The organism is Scandinavium hiltneri, from assembly GCF_024764835.1.
GTDB classification, from domain to species: Bacteria; Pseudomonadota; Gammaproteobacteria; order Enterobacterales; family Enterobacteriaceae; genus Scandinavium; species Scandinavium hiltneri.
Genome location: NZ_JALIGE010000075.1, coordinates 206,150 through 224,110, shown reverse-complemented (window position 1 = coordinate 224,110; position 17,961 = coordinate 206,150). Strand labels below are relative to the sequence as shown.

The window sequence follows — 17,961 nt, the reverse complement described above, 5'->3', positions numbered from 1 at the left end:
GTCTTTTCCTTAGCTTAAGGTTGCGTCTGTGAGCGCATCCGCTAGGTGGAGCTGGGTTTGCTGGGCGGATTGCAGGCGGGATTTTAGTTGATCACATATTTCTGACATCATTCCAATAGTTGTGATTATTCTGTCCTGTTCTGCAGTTGGTGGCACTGGAATTAAAAGTTCCGTAATATCATTCATTTTTAAGTTGGGCTGTAACCCAGAGTTATTAAACCTCGATTGATAAATATTCAATACAGTTTCACTACTCATATATTTATAATAAAAGCTTGATTTATGATATAGTCTGATAGCACAAACTCGCTGATTTAATAAAGAACTATCATATAAATTTGGGCACACACATACTTTAAGGCCATCACTAATATAAGGTCTAGTCATGGCTAATAACAAATCACCACATCGAACCAACGAATCGCTATAAATATTCAAAAAATCAACAGGTAAGTAGTCATTAGTATGAGCAAAATCATTAACACCTACATTTGTTATTTTAATGCACTTCGCACCGCTTTCATTATTAAAGTCTTCGCTTTTGAAAGTGCTTCCAGAAAATACATAAGCGATATCAGCTAAACGACGCCACTCCCATCCGCCCGGTAGCTCAAACAGTTTTTCCTCTTCACTAATCGGCGGCAAAGGTTTTTGTTTTTTAATTTTGCCTTCTTTCACCAGTTGCGTTTTTTCCTGCTCAATGCGTTTAAGCAGTTCTGAGGCGGGTTCGTCGTTAGGATCTTGCGGTACCAGTTTACCCATCACCGCCAGTTGCAGAATGGTTTGTTTAAGGGCGTCAATACTCGCTTCGGTGGTAAATAGCGTGTCGAAATGCTGGCTGACTCGCGCCCAGTTTTCGGCTAATTGTTCTGCATTTTGGCTATCGGTAAGCGTTGCCAGCAGCGTTTCAACAAGCTGAGAGTGCGCATCCAGACTAGTCAGAGATTGCTGTTCCAGTTGGTCGCAGAGGGACATGAGCTCTGCTGCTTTGTCGTTTATCCTTTCCTGTTCCATTTGTGGAGGAAATGGAACTAAGAAAGAAGTAACAACGGAAGAATTTAATTCCGCCTGATTGGTTGTACCTGATAATAATGTATTCGAGTGTTTTGGATCGAAACGCTGCTGTATCCCATAAGTGGATATATAGTTACTAATAAACTGTCCATTATCTCTAACTGTTCGAATTAACGTAACGTGACTATCGACAACAAGTTTTTCTTTAACCACAGGAAGATAAATAACCCTACCGGCCGTACCACCAGCACCAGTTGAGTTCCAAAGGACATCCCTATCTTTCAAAAAGCGATCTTCAGTGTATGAATGAATAGATTCATCCGTTATCCAACGAGATTGTTCTAATTTAAAACCACTCCATTGCACACATTTCTGAGATACAACTTTTACAGAGCCATGTTCAGCATACTTTGGACCTTTTCCTCGTTGTATATACCCACTGATATCACTTAGCCTCACCCACTCCCACCCCACCGGCAATTCAAACGGTTTCTCATCCTCACTAATTTCCGGCAGTAGCTTCTGCTTTTTAATCTTACCCTGTTTTACTAATTCCGCTTTCTCAGCGGCAATTCGCTTTAACAACTCAGATGCCGGTTCATCATTCGGATCCTGAGGCACCAGCTTACCGCGCACCGCCAGTTCCAAAATCAGCTCACGCAGTTTCTTAATTCCATAGAGGTCGATTTTACCGTTGCTGCCGCGCCCGGCAGTTGAGCGGGTTTGCAGCGCAGAAGTCCATGTATCGATATGCTGGGTGATCAGTTTTTCAACAGCCATCAGTTCGCCCCCTTGTTACCTGCCAATGCAGCAGCGAGGATGTCACGTAACTGGTTACGCAGTTCGCTGATTTCCGACTGCTGAGTCTGATACTGCGCCAGCAGTTCGTCCGGATCGTGGCTGATGGTTTCGCCCTGGTAAGGGTTTTTAATATCGAGGTTAAAGTTGCGCGCAATGATGTCGTCAATGCCCACTTTCCACGCCTGGTTGTTTTCTTCGCGGCTGGCAAAGCCGTCCGCTTCACTGCCCCACCAGTCGATTTCAGTCTGGAACTCTTCATACTTCATCGGTTTGGTTTTGCTGTAGTTCTTCACGCCTGCCGGGTACGGGTGCTCGTAGAACCAGATCTCTTTGGTCGGCTGGCCTTTGGTGAAGAACAGAATATTGGTTTTGATGCCGGTGTACGGGTTAAACACCCCGTTTGGCAGACGCACAATGGTGTGCAGGTTGCACTCTTCGGTGAGCAGCTTTTTGATTTTGGTTTTTACGCCTTCGCCAAACAGCGTGCCGTCTGGCAATACTACCGCCGCACGGCCTTTATTGGTCAACACTTCAATAATCAGTTGCAGGAACAGGTCGGCGGTTTCGCGGGTCTGCATTTCTGCCGGGAAGTTTTTCTCGATACCGTCTTCTTCGGTGCCGCCAAACGGTGGGTTGGTGACAATCACATCGAGCTGCTCATCCCAGGAAGAAAGCGGTTTGTTCAGGGTGTTGTCGTGGCGGATTTGTACCGGTACTTCAATGCCGTGCAGCAGCATATTGGTGGTACACAACAGATGCGGAAGCTGCTTTTTCTCCACACCGAAAATCTGTTTTTGCAGCGTTTTATGGTCTTCGGTGGTTTTAACGTAATGCTCTTTCACATGGTCGAACGAACAGGCGAGGAAACCGCCAGTACCGCAGGCCGGGTCCATAATGGATTCGCCCAGTTTTGGGTCGATGCGGTTGACCATAAAGCGCGTCACCGCACGCGGAGTATAGAACTCGCCCGCATTGCCCGCGTTTTGCAGGTCGCGCAGGATTTGTTCGTAAATGTCACCAAACAGATGGCGTTCGGAACTGCTGCTAAAGTCGATTTCATTGAGTTTGTTAATGACCTGGCGCAGCAACGTGCCGTTTTTCATGTAGTTGTAGGCATCGCTAAATGCTTGCTTCACCACAAAGCCGCGTGGGTTTTGGTCGATCGGTGCAATCATACTTTTCAGGGTCGGGAAGAGATCATCGTTGACGAATTCCAGCAACTCGTCGCCGGTGATGCCTTCACTGTTAGCCGCCCAGGTGCGCCACAAGTAACGTTTCGGGATCGGTAACTGATAATCATCCTGCTCCAGTTCCAGCTCCTCTTCCTGAGTGTCAAAAATTTTCAGAAACAGCAACCAGGAAAGCTGGCCTAAGCGTTGGGCATCGCCATCCACGCCTGCGTCTTTACGCATGATGTCCTGAAGGGATTTAATGACTGAGCTAATTGACATGTTTTCTTTCCGTTTTTAAAAAATGATGCCACCGGGAGCCGTAAGCGCCAGGTGGCAGAATAGTCGTTGGGTTATCAGGCTGAGCGTGGCGGCAACTGGTAGATTTCCTTCTCCAGCTCTTCAACCGCCTTCTTATAGGCTTGCTTATCACCGAAGCGGGTTTTGATAATTTCCGGCATGCGGCCAAGCTTGTCGAACGGCTTCAGTTTCAGCACCTGAACGTCTTCAATTTCCTGCACGCCTTCGTCAGCGTATTTATCCAGCAGCGTGTTAAGCACCTGCTGTGCCGGTTCAGCGTATCTGGTGAAATAATTACGCTTACGCACGTTGGCAGCGCGCTCCTGGCGCGTTAATGGGGGCTGACCGTACACCACGTGGCAGAGCAAATCAAACGGGTCGAGATCTTTGCCCACCTCTTCGGCCAGCACGTCCCACAGAATACCCAACTGCTCCAGTTCTTCGATAATGACGTGTTTGCGCGGGGCATCCTGCCATTTGCGCACAAAGCTATCCAGTGAGGCGTATTCACTGTCTTTAAGTACCGTTTTACGGGTGTAATCCTGGAAGGACTCCGTTACCAGTTTACCGTCGGCATCGTAATACTGAACGCGTTTGGCCAGTACACTGACGGAAACTCCATTCACATAGAATTTTCGGACTTTGTTTTCGTCATCTTCGCGGAACTCACCATTGCCCGCGAACTTGTCACGGTCAACCTGATATTCAGCTCTGTCTTCGCGTACTTCATTGGCAGTATCATCACTTTCATCGACGTCATCTTCAGCATCGAGCCGTTCAATAAAGTCAGAGTTTTGATCGGTAATATCGTTGGGTTTCACCACCAGCACTTTTTCCGGTACACCATCAAAACGTTCATCGGCAAACAGTTCGGTGGCTTTTTTGAAGTCGAGAATAGTGAACCACAACTTACCGTGCTTTTCGTTAATACGCGTGCCGCGCCCGATAATCTGTTTGAATTTGGTCATCGACTGAATGTTTTGATCCAGCACCACCAGTTTGCAGGTTTGGGCATCCACACCGGTGCTCATCAGTTCAGACGTGGTAGCAATCACTGGATAAGGCTTTTTAGGGTTGATGAAGTTATCCAGTTGCCCTTTGCCTATCTCATCATCGCCGGTGATTTTCATCACGTACTTTTCGTTCTTGAGCACCTGCTCTGGATTGAGTACCACCAACGCATGACGCATGCGGTCAGCATGATCGATGTCGTTGCAGAAGACGATGGTTTTATCCATTGGATTAGTGCGCTTGAGGTAATCGGTGATGGTCTGCGCCACCAGCATGGTTCGCTCATCAATCACCAGCGTGCGGTCGAAATCTTTCAGGTTGTAGATGCGGTCTTCAATCTCTTCGCCGTATTTATCCAGTTGGCCTTTGATGGGCCGCCAGCCCTGCACGTCTACATCGATATCGACGCGCACCACTTTGTAAGGCGCGAGGAAACCATCTTCAATGCCTTCTTTTAGCGAATAGGTATAAACCGGCTCACCGAAGTAGTCGATGTTGGAGACGTCTTCGGTTTCTTTCGGCGTTGCCGTCAGCCCTATCTGGGTGGCACTGCCAAAATACTCCAGAATCTCACGCCAGGCAGAGTCTTCGGATGCGCTTCCACGGTGACATTCGTCGATGACAATCAGATCGAAGAAATCCGGGGCTACCTGCTTATAGGCTTTCTGATGTTCTTCCGGCCCGGTTATGGCCTGATATAGCGCCAGATGCACTTCATAAGCGGGGTCGATTGTACGCCCGGTGACTTTGGTCATTACAGTGCCAAACGGCTGAAAATCATTGTTCTTGGTCTGATCGACCAGGATGTTACGGTCTGCGAGGAAAAGAATGCGTTTTTTGTTTTTCGCCTTCCACAACCGCCAGATTATCTGGAATGCGGTGTAGGTTTTCCCGGTTCCTGTCGCCATGACCAACAGCACACGGTTCTTGCCTGCCGACACCGCATCTACCGTTCGGTTAACCGCCTGCATCTGGTAATAACGAGGGGATTTTCCGCTACCGTTATCGTAGTAATCCTGACTGATGATCGGCAGCTGTTCCTGAGTAAACCCTTTCCAGACACAGTATTTCTGCCAGAGCTGTTCAGGCGTCGGGAAATCGGCGAGAGTAATTTCTGATTCGAGCTGCCCCGGGTTGGTTTTATCGTGGAAAATAAAACCGTCACCGTTGGTGGCAAATGCAAAAGGAACATCAAGCAGGCTGGCATAGTCCAGAGCCTGTTGCATCCCTTTACTGATGGCGTGCTGATTGGCCTTGGCTTCGATAACTGCCAACGGCAAGTTCGGCTTGTGGTACAAAACGATATCTGCAGATTTGACCTTAATGCGCGAGGCCAGATTTCCACGTACAACAATTTTGCCATCACGGAGTTTTACCTCCTGGCGGATCTGCGTCATCACGTCCCAGCCGGCGTCTTTAACCGCAGGCAGAATGAACTTGGTGATGATATCTGTTTCAGTCAGATGCGTTTTGTTTACGCCAGCCATAGCAGAGCTCTCAACGATATTGGGTTAGGTCTGATTTTACACAGATTAGTTCATCAGGTAATGACCTGAAGCGAAGTTTTGAGCCAACGCTGTGAAAACCCTTATTCGTTAGCATGGCTTCTGCTTTTGATTGACTCATGTAACCGCACAAACAAGTCAACACAACGCCTGGAAAACTCACCGTTGTTCATTTCAAGCCAGGCCCGGTTATGCCTTTGCCATCTTTAATTGTTCGAAACAGCTATTGTAACAGCCCACAAACCCAACCGATGGGATGACCCGCTCATAAAAAGGCAGGGTGCAAATTCAATGCCTGTTACTTTCCCAGGTTCTATTGCCGCGATACCCAGAATTGGATCAGTCACCATCACTTGATGGTATCTGTGATGGTACTGAGAAAGCCAATACAAGATAAATATCTTTATATCAACGAATTAAACGATAATTCGATTCCTGCAGGGACCATTTACTCCCCCTGTTTCATCTCATCGCCCAATACATCCCTGCTAACACAACCATCAGATTCACTATCACGCTAATGGCAAAGTAGGTTTTGAACGGCTGCTTTTGTGTTTTATGCCGAAAGATTTGCTGCCCCAGAATGGCGCCAAACCAGCCACCGACCACACCGAAAATCAGCAAAGTGAACTCAGGTACACGGTACCCATTCTTTCGCGCTGCTAATTTGTCCGCCCCATACAGCAGCAGAGTGAGCACATTAACGGAAATAATCCACACCAGCAGCGAGTCACGAAAGAATGCACTGATGGTGGCCACCACGGCTAAAAGCAGATAACCAAGTCGATTAAATATCATGACTTATCATAACCTTATCGACTACTTCCTCGCTATGGTTTCGTCCGAAAAAATCGCAGATGTGCATTCCACAAAGGGGATTTGTTCGTCAAACCTCATAGACTTTGACTGAATTGTTTAAATTTAATAATGGGCTTCAGTTCAGTAACCGGAATGTCGCTATTACTTTCCTGGTAAATTTACAAACAGGCACGGGTATAGCAGCATGAAAAATGAATTGTCTTTGCGGTTAGAACATCTTTCCCGAAAAAATAAAAAAGAGAAAGTCGTCCTGTTTTTTGGCCGCGAGACTTTCAGTGATAATACAAAATACCTGTATCTCAAGGCGTTAGAAGAACAGAGAGATTATACCTGTCTCTGGTGTAGCTGTGAAAAAACACTCATTAACTCTCTCAAAGAGAAAAATCTCCCATGCCATCTGATTGATGCTGATTCGTTTGAAGAAACCATGCGGCTTTTTCTGTCTGCTGCGGTGGCTGTTTTTTCAGTCAACCCCTCACAAAGCCTCAATGGGAGCGAAGAGCTGTTCGCCTGTCTGCATGGAGCCCGACACTTTCAGTTGTGGCATGGTGTCTCAGTCAAGCACCTGCTGCTGATGTTGATGAAGCATTTGTCGCTTGCTGATTACAATTTTCGCCGCCCAGTCGCCTTTGCCTCACGGGCTGACACTGTATTAAGTCCCTCTTCATGCCTCGATAGTTTTTTCAATGAAGCATTTGGGTGTAAACGAATCATTCGGGCCGGATATCCCAGGAATGAAGTGATATTACGCGGCGCAACTGAGCTAGAATGCATCGGTAGTGAACTTCCCAAAGAGATGTTTCAGGCATTACAGAATAAAAAACGGAAAAAGATCCTCTTCACACCAACCTGGCAGCGGGGTGTAACGCAGCTATTAACCGGTTCGTCTGAATTTTTGGGTAAGTTAGCGCTGATATGTCAGAAAAACAATGCCGATCTTTATCTTAAGGCTCATCCAACACTTCTTCAGGATAAAAGCAGCGGCAAACTTAGCGGAAATGTTTACTACATTAATCCAACAATAGATATTTATCCCTACCTCAATAAATTTGATGCCCTCATCACCGATTATTCATCAATAATGTTTGATTTCCTGTTGACTCAAAAACCTATTTTACGTTTGGACATACAAGAGGGAACACACAAGTCTTTTGAACCCGACTTTGGTCTGGTGCCTGATATAGCATTTGCCTATTTATTTACGGATAAAACCCTTCCAGCTGTCCTGTCTCAAGCATTGAGTCACGATTGTAAGCAAGATGAAAGGCAGAAAATGGCCGATGCGCTTTTTGAGACCGACCCGTTACAAGCAACCTCTGCCTTGGTTAAATTTCTGCAAAACGAGGTCGATGTATGTGTTGCGAGCAGCCATGAATTTAATGTTGAGCATTATTGATTAAATCTAAATGGGATAGGCATTTCCTTGTAGAACGCTTATACATTCCGAATTAATTCTTTCCGGACTATAAACGAAGCGCAGATGGATGATTCAGTTGTCTTGTTTATCGCGATTCATCTATGGTCCGCTCTCGGAAATATAAAATTACAGAACATTTAAATTGATATACCGAACTCAGCGACAAAATTCAAAATTAAACCAATTTTTAAATATAAATATGCGGGATCCCAGCCCATCCAATGTAGGATCGCGGGCTTTCGCTTATTTTCAGCCCTTTATTTACTTCGGACCATACATGCATAGCAGAACACGTTCATTGTTCCTCTTCACTCTGGGGCTCCTCCCGGCTCTCGCATTTGCGCAATCCGGCATCGTCAAAACCAACAAAGAAAAATCGGATGATGACCCGACCAAAGTTACCACAAAAGTGGGCGTTGCATGGTCAGATAACTACGATATGAATGACAGCGATGTGCAATTCTCAGGCTCGCTTGCACTGGACGAAGCGCGAAAAATTAACGTTAAAATCAATACCGATGCCTCTGAGTGGCGTGTCGGGGGGTCATGGCTTTTCCCTATAGGTATTTTCAACTTCAACTTTGGTAAGAATGAATTTCCCAATGGCGCTTCCCAGACCAACTATTCAATTGGGACATTTCTCCCCCTGAGCTATTTTGGTTTTGAACCTGCCGGTTTCCAGTTTTTCCCAATGGCAGGCTACTCCTACAACACAGGTGATACCTTTGGCTGCGATAAAGGTAAGCATAAAGCTTGCTCTCAACCAGGTTTTAGCGGCGATCTTTCCGAAGAAAACGGCTTCGGTCTGGTGGATAGTTCAGGTAGCAGCGGGTATCTCGGTGTCTTTATGATCAAGCCTCTGACAACCAATCTGCGCTTACTGAGCGTTGCTGGCGGGTCGTACGGCTCGAAAAACGATGATGGGGATAACTACAAAGGCTACTTTGCCGGCGTGGGATTAGGCTACTCCTTCGACAAGCACAACTCTGTCAGCGCGTTCACCTACGTTCAGGACAACAATACCTATATTGATGACGCCGAGAAAAAAATCAAAGTCTCGTATAAGTATCAATTCTAATTGGCCTGCCTGAGACCGTTTTTAAGACATCACTCTACGCTGTAATTTCTCAGGTGGGCCTCGGTGTCTCACTGCCCCCTGAGAATTCACTCGGTAAAATTCCTATAATTTCAATGCGGTACTACCCCATCATTCGACGACGGTTTTGCCATCGCTGTGCGGGCATTTATTGCATACTGAAATCATTGTGTCGCCGATTCACGACACTCGTAAGTAACTAAAAATTAATAAAAAAATCAGGCTTGTCACCCTCATTTTTTAAGCGTACATTAGCGCCGTCTGGAGCACATGAAGCACAGAATTTTGAGGTGGTGCCGAAGGGTAAAAAGGGATGAATCCCAATTTTTATTCGAGGCGGTGTCAGCTCTCTATACTCAGTCAGGATTGTTTTCATTTGGGCGTATCGAGCTATACGCGGAGTGATGTGACGTGAAATATTTTATTATGGGCATCTCCTTTATGGTCATCGTCTGGGCCGGCACTTTCGCCCTGATGGTTTAAGCCTGAGCATGCAAAAAAACAGGAGCCATTTGGCTCCTGTTTGCATTTCTAAAGAGTGACGACAGAAGAGTTACTCGGCACTTTCCGTCGCGGACTTGCCGGAAACCGGCAGCAGGCCGTCGGCGCGGAACATCGCTTTAATCCCACGAACGGCCTGGCGGATTCGATCCCGGTTTTCAATCAGCGCAAAGCGCACGTGAGTGTCGCCGTAGTCGCCAAACCCAATCCCCGGTGAAACGCAAACTTTCGCGTCCTGCAGCATCTTTTTCGCAAACTCCAGCGAGCCCATTGCGGCGTACTGTTCCGGAATTTTCGCCCAGACGTACATCGACGCCTTCGGCATCTCAACCATCCATCCGGCCTCATGTAAGCCTTTAACCAGCACGTCACGACGGCGACGGTACTGCTCGGCGATATCCAGCACGCACTGCTGATCGCCTTCCAGCGCCGCAATCGCCGCCACCTGCAGCGGGGTGAAGGTACCGTAATCGTGATAGCTTTTGATACGGGCCAGCGCGTTAACCAGTTCTTTGTTGCCGACCATAAAACCGATTCGCCAGCCTGCCATGTTGTAGCTTTTCGACAGCGTGAAGAACTCCACGGCGACATCACGTGCGCCAGGGACTTCCATGATCGACGGCGCTTTCCAGCCGTCGTAAACGATATCGGCGTAGGCTAAATCATGCACCACCAGCACGTTGTAGCGTTTCGCCAGCGCGACCACTTTCTCGAAGAAATCCAGCTCAACGCACTGCGCGGTCGGGTTCGACGGGAAGCCGAGGATCATCATCTTCGGCTTCGGATAGCTTTCGCGAATTGCGCGTTCGAGTTCATTAAAGAAGTCGACACCTTCCACCAGCGGCACGGAACGAACCTGTGCCCCGGCAATCACCGCACCATAAATATGAATCGGATAGCTCGGATTCGGCACCAGCACGGTATCACCGTGATCCAGCGTCGCCAGCATCAGGTGCGCCAGTCCTTCTTTCGAACCGATGGTGACGATAGCCTCGCTTTCGGGGTCAATTTCTACGTCATAACGGTCTTTATACCAGCGCGAAATCGCCCGGCGCAGACGCGGTATCCCACGAGACGTGGAGTAGCCATGGGTATCCGGGCGCTGGGCCACGGTACAGAGTTTTTCGACAATATGCGGCGGCGTGGCGCCGTCGGGGTTACCCATGCTGAAGTCGATAATGTCTTCGCCGCGCCGACGCGCAGCCATTTTCAGCTCAGCAGTGATATTGAATACGTAAGGGGGAAGCCTGTCGATACGGGTAAAACGACGTTCAGGACTGGAGTCAGCCATAATTTCCTCGGATAACGTGAGCGCCCGGACCGTCCGAGCGACGCTGCCACCTGTGTGGCATGAATGAACATAACCCGAAGTTTTTCCTGCTGTCGAGAGGGTTGGGGAAAAATAATTCATGCAGCCAAAATGGGGAAGTGATGTCCGATAAGGGGCAATGCACGCTGCCTGATATCAGCTTTACAGCAAAATATTATTTACACGGTGATATCAATTGGTTTACTTCTGAACGCGCACTCTCCCCGCATTTCCCCCTGTGCCGTGACCAAAATAACAATCCCCTTTTAAAAATATGCCTTTTCCCCGTTACCTAATCCGCGTGATTGCTGGCTATCCCTCGCCAGGTTTTTTATCATATTACTTTCAGTGATACATACGGCGCACTCATGCACGAAATCTTTACTATGCTGCTGGCGGTCTTTGACAGAGCCGCCCTGATGCTGATTTGCCTGTTTTTCCTTATCCGCATCCGCCTGTTCCGCGAGCTGCTGCATAAATCGGCCCATACGCCGAAGGAGCTGCTCGCTGTCACTGCCATCTTCTCGCTGTTCGCACTATTCAGCACCTGGTCTGGCGTGCATGTGGAAGGCTCGCTGGTGAATGTGCGCGTCATTGCGGTGATGTCCGGCGGCATACTGTTTGGCCCGTGGGTCGGCGCCATTACCGGCCTTATCGCCGGTACGCACCGCTATCTGATAGACATCGGCGGCGTCACCGCTGTGCCCTGCTTTATCACCAGCATTATCGCCGGGCTGCTCTCCGGCTGGATCCACTGCAAAGTCCCCAAGGCGCAACACTGGCGCGTCGGGATCCTCGCCGGGATGCTGTGCGAAACGCTGACCATGATCCTCGTTATCGTCTGGGCGCCGACGATGCAACTCGGGTTCGATATCGTTTCAAAAATTGGCGTGCCGATGATCCTCGGCAGTGTGTGTATCGGTTTTATCGTACTGCTGGTACGCAGCGTTGAAGGGGAAAAAGAGGCCATCGCCGCCAGGCAGGCCAAGCTCGCCCTGGAAATAGCCAACAAGACGCTTCCGCTGTTTCGTAACGTGAATAGCGAATCCCTGCGCCAGGTCTGCGACATTATTCGCCGGGATATTGACGCCGATGCGGTGGCGATTACCGATAACGAGAAAGTGTTGGCCTACGTCGGCCTCGGAGAAACCAATTACAAAAAGAATGATTTGGGGATAAGCCCACGAACCCGTCAGGCGCTGAGCGACGGAAAAATCATTATCCGCAATGACGATGTGGCCTACCGCACACCGGAGATCCATTCAATCATGATCATCCCGCTGTGGGAAAAAGGCGTTGTCACCGGCACGCTAAAAATCTATTACCGCCCCGCGCACCAGATAACGTCCTCGCTACAGGAAATGGCGGTGGGCCTGTCGCAGATAATCTCGACTCAGCTCGAAGTGTCCCGTGCCGAGCAATTGCGTGAAATGGCAAATAAGGCAGAGCTGCGGGCGCTGCAAAGTAAAATTAATCCTCATTTCCTGTTTAACGCGCTGAACGCCATTTCGTCGTCGATTCGCCTTAATCCAGACACCGCCCGGCAGCTGATTTTCAATCTGTCGCGTTATCTGCGCTATAACATTGAGTTGAAGGACGACGAGCAGATCGATATTCGCAAAGAGCTGTACCAAATTAAGGATTACATCGCCATCGAACAGGCGCGCTTTGGTGACAAGCTGACGGTGATTTACGACATCGACGATGAAGTGAACTGCATGATCCCAAGCCTGCTGATTCAGCCGCTGGTCGAAAACGCGATCGTTCACGGAATTCAGCCCTGCAAGGGGAAAGGCGTAGTCACCATCAGCATCAGTGAAAGCGGGAATCGCGTGCGAATTGGGGTGCGGGATACGGGTAATGGCATCGACCCGGCGGTGATTGCCCGCGTTGAGGCGAACGAAATGCCGGGCAATAAAATTGGCCTGCTCAATGTGCATCACCGCGTGACGCTGCTGTACGGCGAAGGGCTGCATATTCGTCGCCTTGAGCCAGGCACTGAGATTGCGTTCTATGTGCCAAACCAGCGTACGCCATCCCCCTCAACTGTCAGCCTGCTGTCATAAGGACGGACTATGAAAGTCATCATTGTTGAAGATGAAGTGCTTGCCCAGCAGGAGCTGACCTGGCTGATTAAAGAACATAGCCAGATGGAGATTGTCGGCACGTTTGATGACGGGCTGGACGTGCTGAAGTTTTTGCAGCACAACAAGGTCGACGCCATTTTTCTCGACATCAATATTCCCTCGCTCGACGGCGTGCTTCTGGCGCAGAATATTAGCCAGTTCGCCCATAAACCCTTCATCGTGTTTATCACCGCATGGAAAGAGCATGCGGTGGAAGCGTTTGAACTGGAAGCTTTCGATTACATTCTCAAGCCGTATCAGGAATCGCGCATCGTCACGATGCTGCAAAAGCTGGAAAATAGCTGGCAGCATCAGTCGGGTAGCAATAGCAGCGCGGTGAACCCTCAGCGAGAAAACGACACCATCAACCTGGTCCGCGATGAAAAGATTTTCGTAACCTCAATCCACGATATCTATTACGCCGAAGCACACGAGAAAATGACCTTCGTGTATACCCGACGCGAGTCGTGGGTGATGCCGATGAACATTACCGAGTTTTGCAGCAAGCTTCCGGCGGCGCACTTCTTCCGCTGCCACCGCTCGTACTGCGTTAATCTGAATAAAATCCGGGAAATAGAGCCGTGGTTCAACAACACCTACATTCTCAGATTACGCGACCTCGATTTCCAGGTACCGGTCAGTCGCAGCAAAGTGAAAGAGTTTCGCCAGCTGATGCATTTGTAAAAAAAGGCGCCGACGGCGCCTTATTCATCTCAGGAAAATCCACTCAGAGAATTTGCCCCAGCGACTGGCGCAGGTGCGCCCCGGAGCCAATCAGGCCTGGATTGTCGTGCACAATCAGGAACACTGGAATGTCCTGCACGTAGGATTTGAAACGCCCTTTGTCCTCAAACCCACCGCGGAAACCGGAAGATTTAAAGAATTCGAGGAAACGCGGCACGATGCCACCGGCAATGTACACGCCACCAAAGGTGCCGAGCGTCAACGCCAGGTTGCCGCCGAAGCGGCCGAGGATCACACAAAACAGCGACAGCGCACGACGGCAGTCGATGCAGGAATCATCCAGCGCGCGTTCGGTGACATCTTTCGGTTGCAGGTTTTCCGGCAAACGACCATCAGATTTAACAATCGCGCGGTAGAGATACACCAGCCCCGGGCCGGACAGCACGCGCTCGGCGGAGACGTGCCCCAGTTCGGCGCGCAGCTCTTCCAGAATGATGCCCTCTTCTTCGCTGTTCGGCGCGTAGTCTACGTGCCCGCCTTCACCCGGCAGGCTCACCCAGCGTTTGTCCACGTGAACCAGGTGCGCAACGCCCAAACCCGTGCCCGCGCCATACACGGCAATCGGCTTACCTTCCACCGGCTCTTTACCGCCGAACTGAATCAAATGCTCTTTTTTCAGCATCGGAATCGCCATGGAAACAGCGGTAAAGTCGTTGATAATTTCCAGATGTGTAAAGCCCAGATTGTTCTTCATCTCTTCGATGGAGAACGCCCAGGTGTGGTTGGTCATCGCCACCCAGTCACCGGTAATCGGACAGGCTATCGCGATGCAGCCCTCTTTTACGTCAACCTTTTGTTCATCAAGGTAAACCCGCACTACCGCCTCAAGGCTTGGATAATCCAGCCCGGAATAGGTTTTCGCTTCAGTAATCTCGCCGTTGGCCAGATTGCACAGTGCCAGTCGGGCATTCGTCCCGCCGACATCACCCGTTAACGCAAACTTTGTCATTCTGTTACTGCTCCGCTAAAGTCAGAATAAGTCTTTGGCACACTGTAAATTCATGGCGACATAACAACAACGATCAACGCAGTAGTGCCCACGATTTATCGATCCCGGTCACACAATAACTTTACCGTTTCAGCACCAATTGCAATGAAGGTTTTATCATTTGGCGGCAAAGTGTTGCGCGCTCAGAGTTAAAAGGAAATCACTATGCTCCACCCGCGAGCCAGAACCATGCTGCTGTTATCGGTTCCCGCCTTAATCATTGGTATTGCCTCCAGTCTGATTCTGGTGGTTATCATGAAAATTGCTGCCGTATTGCAACGGCTGTTGTGGTCCACGCTTCCCACGAGTTTCGGCGTGAACGTCGATTCCACAAGCTGGATAATTTTCATGCTGACCACCACCGGTATCGCCGTTGGATTAGTGATTCGTTATAGCCCCGGCCATGCTGGGCCTGACCCGGCGACCGAGCCGTTAATTGGCGCCCCGGTACCACCATCGGCACTGCCTGGCCTGATTCTCGCGCTGATCCTGGGCCTTGCAGGCGGCGTGAGCCTCGGGCCGGAACACCCGATTATGTCGGTGAACATCGCGCTCGCCGTCGCACTCGGCGCCCGCGTTTTCCCACGCGTTGGGGCTATGGACTGGACCATTCTGGCCGCCTCCGGCACCATCGGCGCGCTGTTCGGCACACCTATCGCTGCGGCACTCATTTTCTCGCAGATGCTGAGCGGCAACGATGAGATCCCACTGTGGGATCGACTGTTCGCTCCGCTGATTGCCGCCGCGGCCGGCGCTCTGACCACCAGCCTGTTCTTCCACCCACAGTTTTCTTTGCCGGTGGCCCACTACAGCCAGATGCGCCTGGTCGATATTTTCAGTGGCGCAGTCGTGGCGGCCATCGCTATTGCCGTCGGCATGGTGGCGGTCTGGTGCCTGCCACGCCTGCATACCCTTTTGCACAAACTCAAACATCCGGTGCTGATCCTCGGAATGGGCGGCTTTCTGCTGGGGGTGATTGGTGCTTTTGGTGGACCGATTACCCTGTTTAAAGGGCTGGATGAAATGCAACAACTTGCCTTTAGTCAGACGCTCACGTCGACCGATTTCATGCTGATTGCGGTAATGAAACTGGCTGCGCTTGTTGTCGCTGCCGCCAGTGGTTTCCGCGGAGGCCGTATTTTCCCGGCGGTGTTTGTCGCCGTGGCGCTCGGCCTGATGCTGCACGCGCACGTTGAAGCGGTTCCGGCGGCGATTACCATCTCCTGCGCCATCCTTGGCCTGGTTCTGGTAGTGACTCGCGATGGCTGGCTGAGCCTGTTTATGGCCGCCGTGGTCGTACCGGACACCACCCTGCTGCCGCTGCTGTGCATTGTGATGCTGCCCGCCTGGCTGCTGCTGGCGGGCAAACCAACGATGATCGCTAAACCACCGCGTTAAACTCCGTCACTGCGTATTGTTGCGGGTCTCCAGCGCCTGGGTCACGGCCCGCAGCAGTCCAGGAATTTCCAGTTTCGGCAGCACCACTTCGATAAACGTCAGCCGCTGGCGGCGAGAAGCCAGCTCCAGCACTTCACGCAGCTGCACCATCTCCGTCACTCGCCAGCTTTGCGCCTGACAATTCAGGCTCAGCGCCTGCGGAATTTGGGTCCAGTTCCACAGCGCGATATCGTTGTAGCGCTGTTCCGGCCCATGAATTGCCCGCTCTACCGTGTAGCCCTCGTTGTTCAGCAGCAAAATCAGCGGCTTCTGCCCGTCGCGCAGCATCGATCCGATTTCCTGCACCGTCAGCTGCGCCGCGCCATCACCCACCACCAGCACCACGCGCCGCTCCGGGGCTGCAGTTTGTGCGCCAAACGCGGCGGGCAGCGTAAAACCGATTGAGCCCCATAACGGCTGAACAATCAGCATGGCATCAGTTGGCAGCGTGAGCGAGGCCGCGCCAAAGGCCGCCGTGCCCTGATCTGCCAGAATGATGTCCCCCGGCTGCAGCGCATCCTGTAACGCTTGCCAGAAACTGGTTTGACTCAGCATTCCGCTGAATTTTCCCGCCGCCGGTTTCTTCTGCAAAACATGCAAAGCAGGAGCCGTCCAGCCAGATGCAAGTTCCTCACACAACGATTGCAGCGCCTGGGCCGCCTGTTCCATCGGCAAACTACTGAACCAACGTGAGCCTACGCGGGCAGAAAACGGCTGAAGCTCGATAGTTATCTCTGCCGGAAGATGTTGGGTAAACCCGGCGGTGATGGTGTCGGTGAAGCGAGTGCCGATGCACAAAATCGCATCGGCATCTTCAATCGCCGCCCGGGTGTCATCGTCGCTGGCGGCTCCGCTGTAGGTGCCGGCGTAGCCCGCTTGATGCTCGTCAAATAGCCCTTTCCCCATTAGCAGCGTGGCATATGCCAGCGGTTGCGACGCCACCCAGTTTCTGAGCATTGATTGCAGGCCATAACGCTGGGCCAAAAAATCAGCCAGCATCGCAACCCGCTTAGCGGGCGTGAGCATCTGCCGGGCCGCCGTCGTAAACGCCTCGAGCGCGTTGTCATCCGCCTTTGCAGACTTCAGCATGAGAGCGTTTACAGGCGCAGTAGCCGGGGCTTTGGCAACGTCTGCCGGTAACATGAGGTACGCCGGACGGCGTTCGGTGAGCATTTCCCGCAGCACACGGTCGATTTCCTGGCAGGCGTTGCTGGCGGTCAGTTTCGCTCTGGCGACGCTCAGCGGAATGCTCATTTCGAAAAAGTGGCCGAAATTACCATCGCCGAGGGTGTGATGTAGCAATTCGCCCTTCTGTTGGCTGCCCGTACCCGGCGCGCCAACGATATGCAAAACAGGCACGTATTCGGCAAAACTCCCGGCAATGCCATTCAGGGCGCTAAGCTCCCCGACACCGTAGGTTGTGAGCAGAGCGCCCGCGCCGTGTATCCGGGAATAACCATCGGCGGCATAGGCCGCGTTCAGCTCATTCGCACAGCCCACCCAGCACAGCTTTGGGTGTTCGATGACATGGTCGAGAAACTGCAAATTATAATCACCCGGCACGCCAAACATATGGTCAATACCGCATCCGGCAAGACGATCCACCAGATAATCCGCGATTGTGTAATTCGATTGCATAGCCATCTTCCTTTCGCCGCATAGATATTCTGAGTATTAGAGATGCGCGAAGTCTGTCCAGAAGGATAAGAATTTGTTAGTGGAAA

At 50.7% G+C, this 17,961-nt stretch carries 14 protein-coding genes; 7 read left to right on the top strand and 7 right to left on the bottom strand.

Annotated elements, in window-relative coordinates:
* Window positions 1-9: 9 nt before the first annotated feature.
* The 4 genes from MUU47_RS16110 to MUU47_RS16095 all read right to left on the bottom strand — a co-directional run bounded on the left by MUU47_RS16110 (window position 10) and on the right by MUU47_RS16095 (window position 6,598).
* The gene (locus tag MUU47_RS16110; RefSeq protein ID WP_258989153.1) at window positions 10-1,794 is read right to left on the bottom strand and encodes a restriction endonuclease subunit S; all 1,785 of its coding nucleotides are present in this window, start codon (window positions 1,792-1,794) and stop codon (window positions 10-12) included.
* Window positions 1,794-3,266 carry an N-6 DNA methylase gene (locus MUU47_RS16105; protein ID WP_258989152.1) on the bottom strand — a complete coding sequence of 491 codons (1,473 nt, stop codon included), beginning with the start codon at window positions 3,264-3,266 and terminating at the stop codon, window positions 1,794-1,796. The genes MUU47_RS16110 and MUU47_RS16105 overlap by 1 nt, the downstream gene beginning before the upstream one ends.
* 74 nt (window positions 3,267-3,340) lie before the next feature.
* On the bottom strand, window positions 3,341-5,782 hold the full coding sequence (gene hsdR / locus MUU47_RS16100) for an EcoAI/FtnUII family type I restriction enzme subunit R (RefSeq protein ID WP_258989151.1): 2,442 nt from the start codon (window positions 5,780-5,782) through the stop codon (window positions 3,341-3,343).
* A 480-nt stretch (window positions 5,783-6,262) separates the two neighbouring features.
* Window positions 6,263-6,598 carry a DUF1294 domain-containing protein gene (locus tag MUU47_RS16095; RefSeq protein WP_258989150.1) on the bottom strand — a complete coding sequence of 112 codons (336 nt, stop codon included), beginning with the start codon at window positions 6,596-6,598 and terminating at the stop codon, window positions 6,263-6,265.
* A gap of 205 nt (window positions 6,599-6,803) precedes the next feature.
* On the opposite strand from MUU47_RS16095, the gene MUU47_RS16090 reads away from it, so the two are divergent.
* From MUU47_RS16090 to ypdK, 3 genes are all read left to right on the top strand, one after another.
* Window positions 6,804-8,015, top strand: coding sequence for a CDP-glycerol glycerophosphotransferase family protein (locus tag MUU47_RS16090; protein ID WP_258989149.1), 1,212 nt, complete (start codon window positions 6,804-6,806; stop codon window positions 8,013-8,015).
* Between the two features lie 298 nt (window positions 8,016-8,313).
* Entirely contained in the window at window positions 8,314-9,114 is an 801-nt protein-coding gene (locus tag MUU47_RS16085; RefSeq protein ID WP_258989148.1) for a hypothetical protein, read from the top strand.
* A 429-nt stretch (window positions 9,115-9,543) separates the two neighbouring features.
* Window positions 9,544-9,615, top strand: coding sequence for a membrane protein YpdK (gene ypdK, locus MUU47_RS16080; RefSeq protein WP_110509655.1), 72 nt, complete (start codon window positions 9,544-9,546; stop codon window positions 9,613-9,615).
* A 70-nt stretch (window positions 9,616-9,685) separates the two neighbouring features.
* Here the strand turns inward: ypdK and alaC are convergent, their stop codons facing one another.
* Window positions 9,686-10,924: an alanine transaminase gene (gene alaC, locus MUU47_RS16075; RefSeq protein ID WP_258989146.1), complete on the bottom strand. Its 1,239-nt coding sequence runs from the start codon at window positions 10,922-10,924 to the stop codon at window positions 9,686-9,688.
* Between the two features lie 59 nt (window positions 10,925-10,983).
* Between alaC and MUU47_RS16070 the strand changes: the two genes are divergently transcribed.
* The 3 genes from MUU47_RS16070 (at window position 10,984) to MUU47_RS16060 (ending at window position 13,752) form a co-directional block, all read left to right on the top strand.
* Entirely contained in the window at window positions 10,984-11,238 is a 255-nt protein-coding gene (locus MUU47_RS16070; protein WP_258989145.1) for a hypothetical protein, read from the top strand.
* 72 nt (window positions 11,239-11,310) lie between these two features.
* The gene (locus tag MUU47_RS16065; protein WP_258989144.1) at window positions 11,311-13,008 is read left to right on the top strand and encodes a sensor histidine kinase; all 1,698 of its coding nucleotides are present in this window, start codon (window positions 11,311-11,313) and stop codon (window positions 13,006-13,008) included.
* Window positions 13,009-13,017: 9 nt separating this feature from the next.
* A complete protein-coding gene (locus MUU47_RS16060; protein ID WP_258989143.1) occupies window positions 13,018-13,752 on the top strand; it encodes a LytR/AlgR family response regulator transcription factor in 735 nt (244 codons plus the stop codon).
* A 43-nt stretch (window positions 13,753-13,795) separates the two neighbouring features.
* On the opposite strand, the gene glk is transcribed toward MUU47_RS16060, so the two are convergent.
* Entirely contained in the window at window positions 13,796-14,761 is a 966-nt protein-coding gene (glk, locus tag MUU47_RS16055) for a glucokinase (RefSeq protein ID WP_258989142.1), read from the bottom strand.
* A gap of 204 nt (window positions 14,762-14,965) precedes the next feature.
* Here glk and MUU47_RS16050 point away from each other — a divergent pair, with 204 nt between their 5' ends.
* Entirely contained in the window at window positions 14,966-16,198 is a 1,233-nt protein-coding gene (locus MUU47_RS16050; RefSeq protein ID WP_258989141.1) for an ion channel protein, read from the top strand.
* A 6-nt stretch (window positions 16,199-16,204) separates the two neighbouring features.
* Here MUU47_RS16050 and MUU47_RS16045 read toward each other — a convergent pair whose 3' ends face one another.
* Entirely contained in the window at window positions 16,205-17,875 is a 1,671-nt protein-coding gene (locus MUU47_RS16045) for an alpha-keto acid decarboxylase family protein (RefSeq protein WP_258989140.1), read from the bottom strand.
* Window positions 17,876-17,961: the final 86 nt, after the last annotated feature.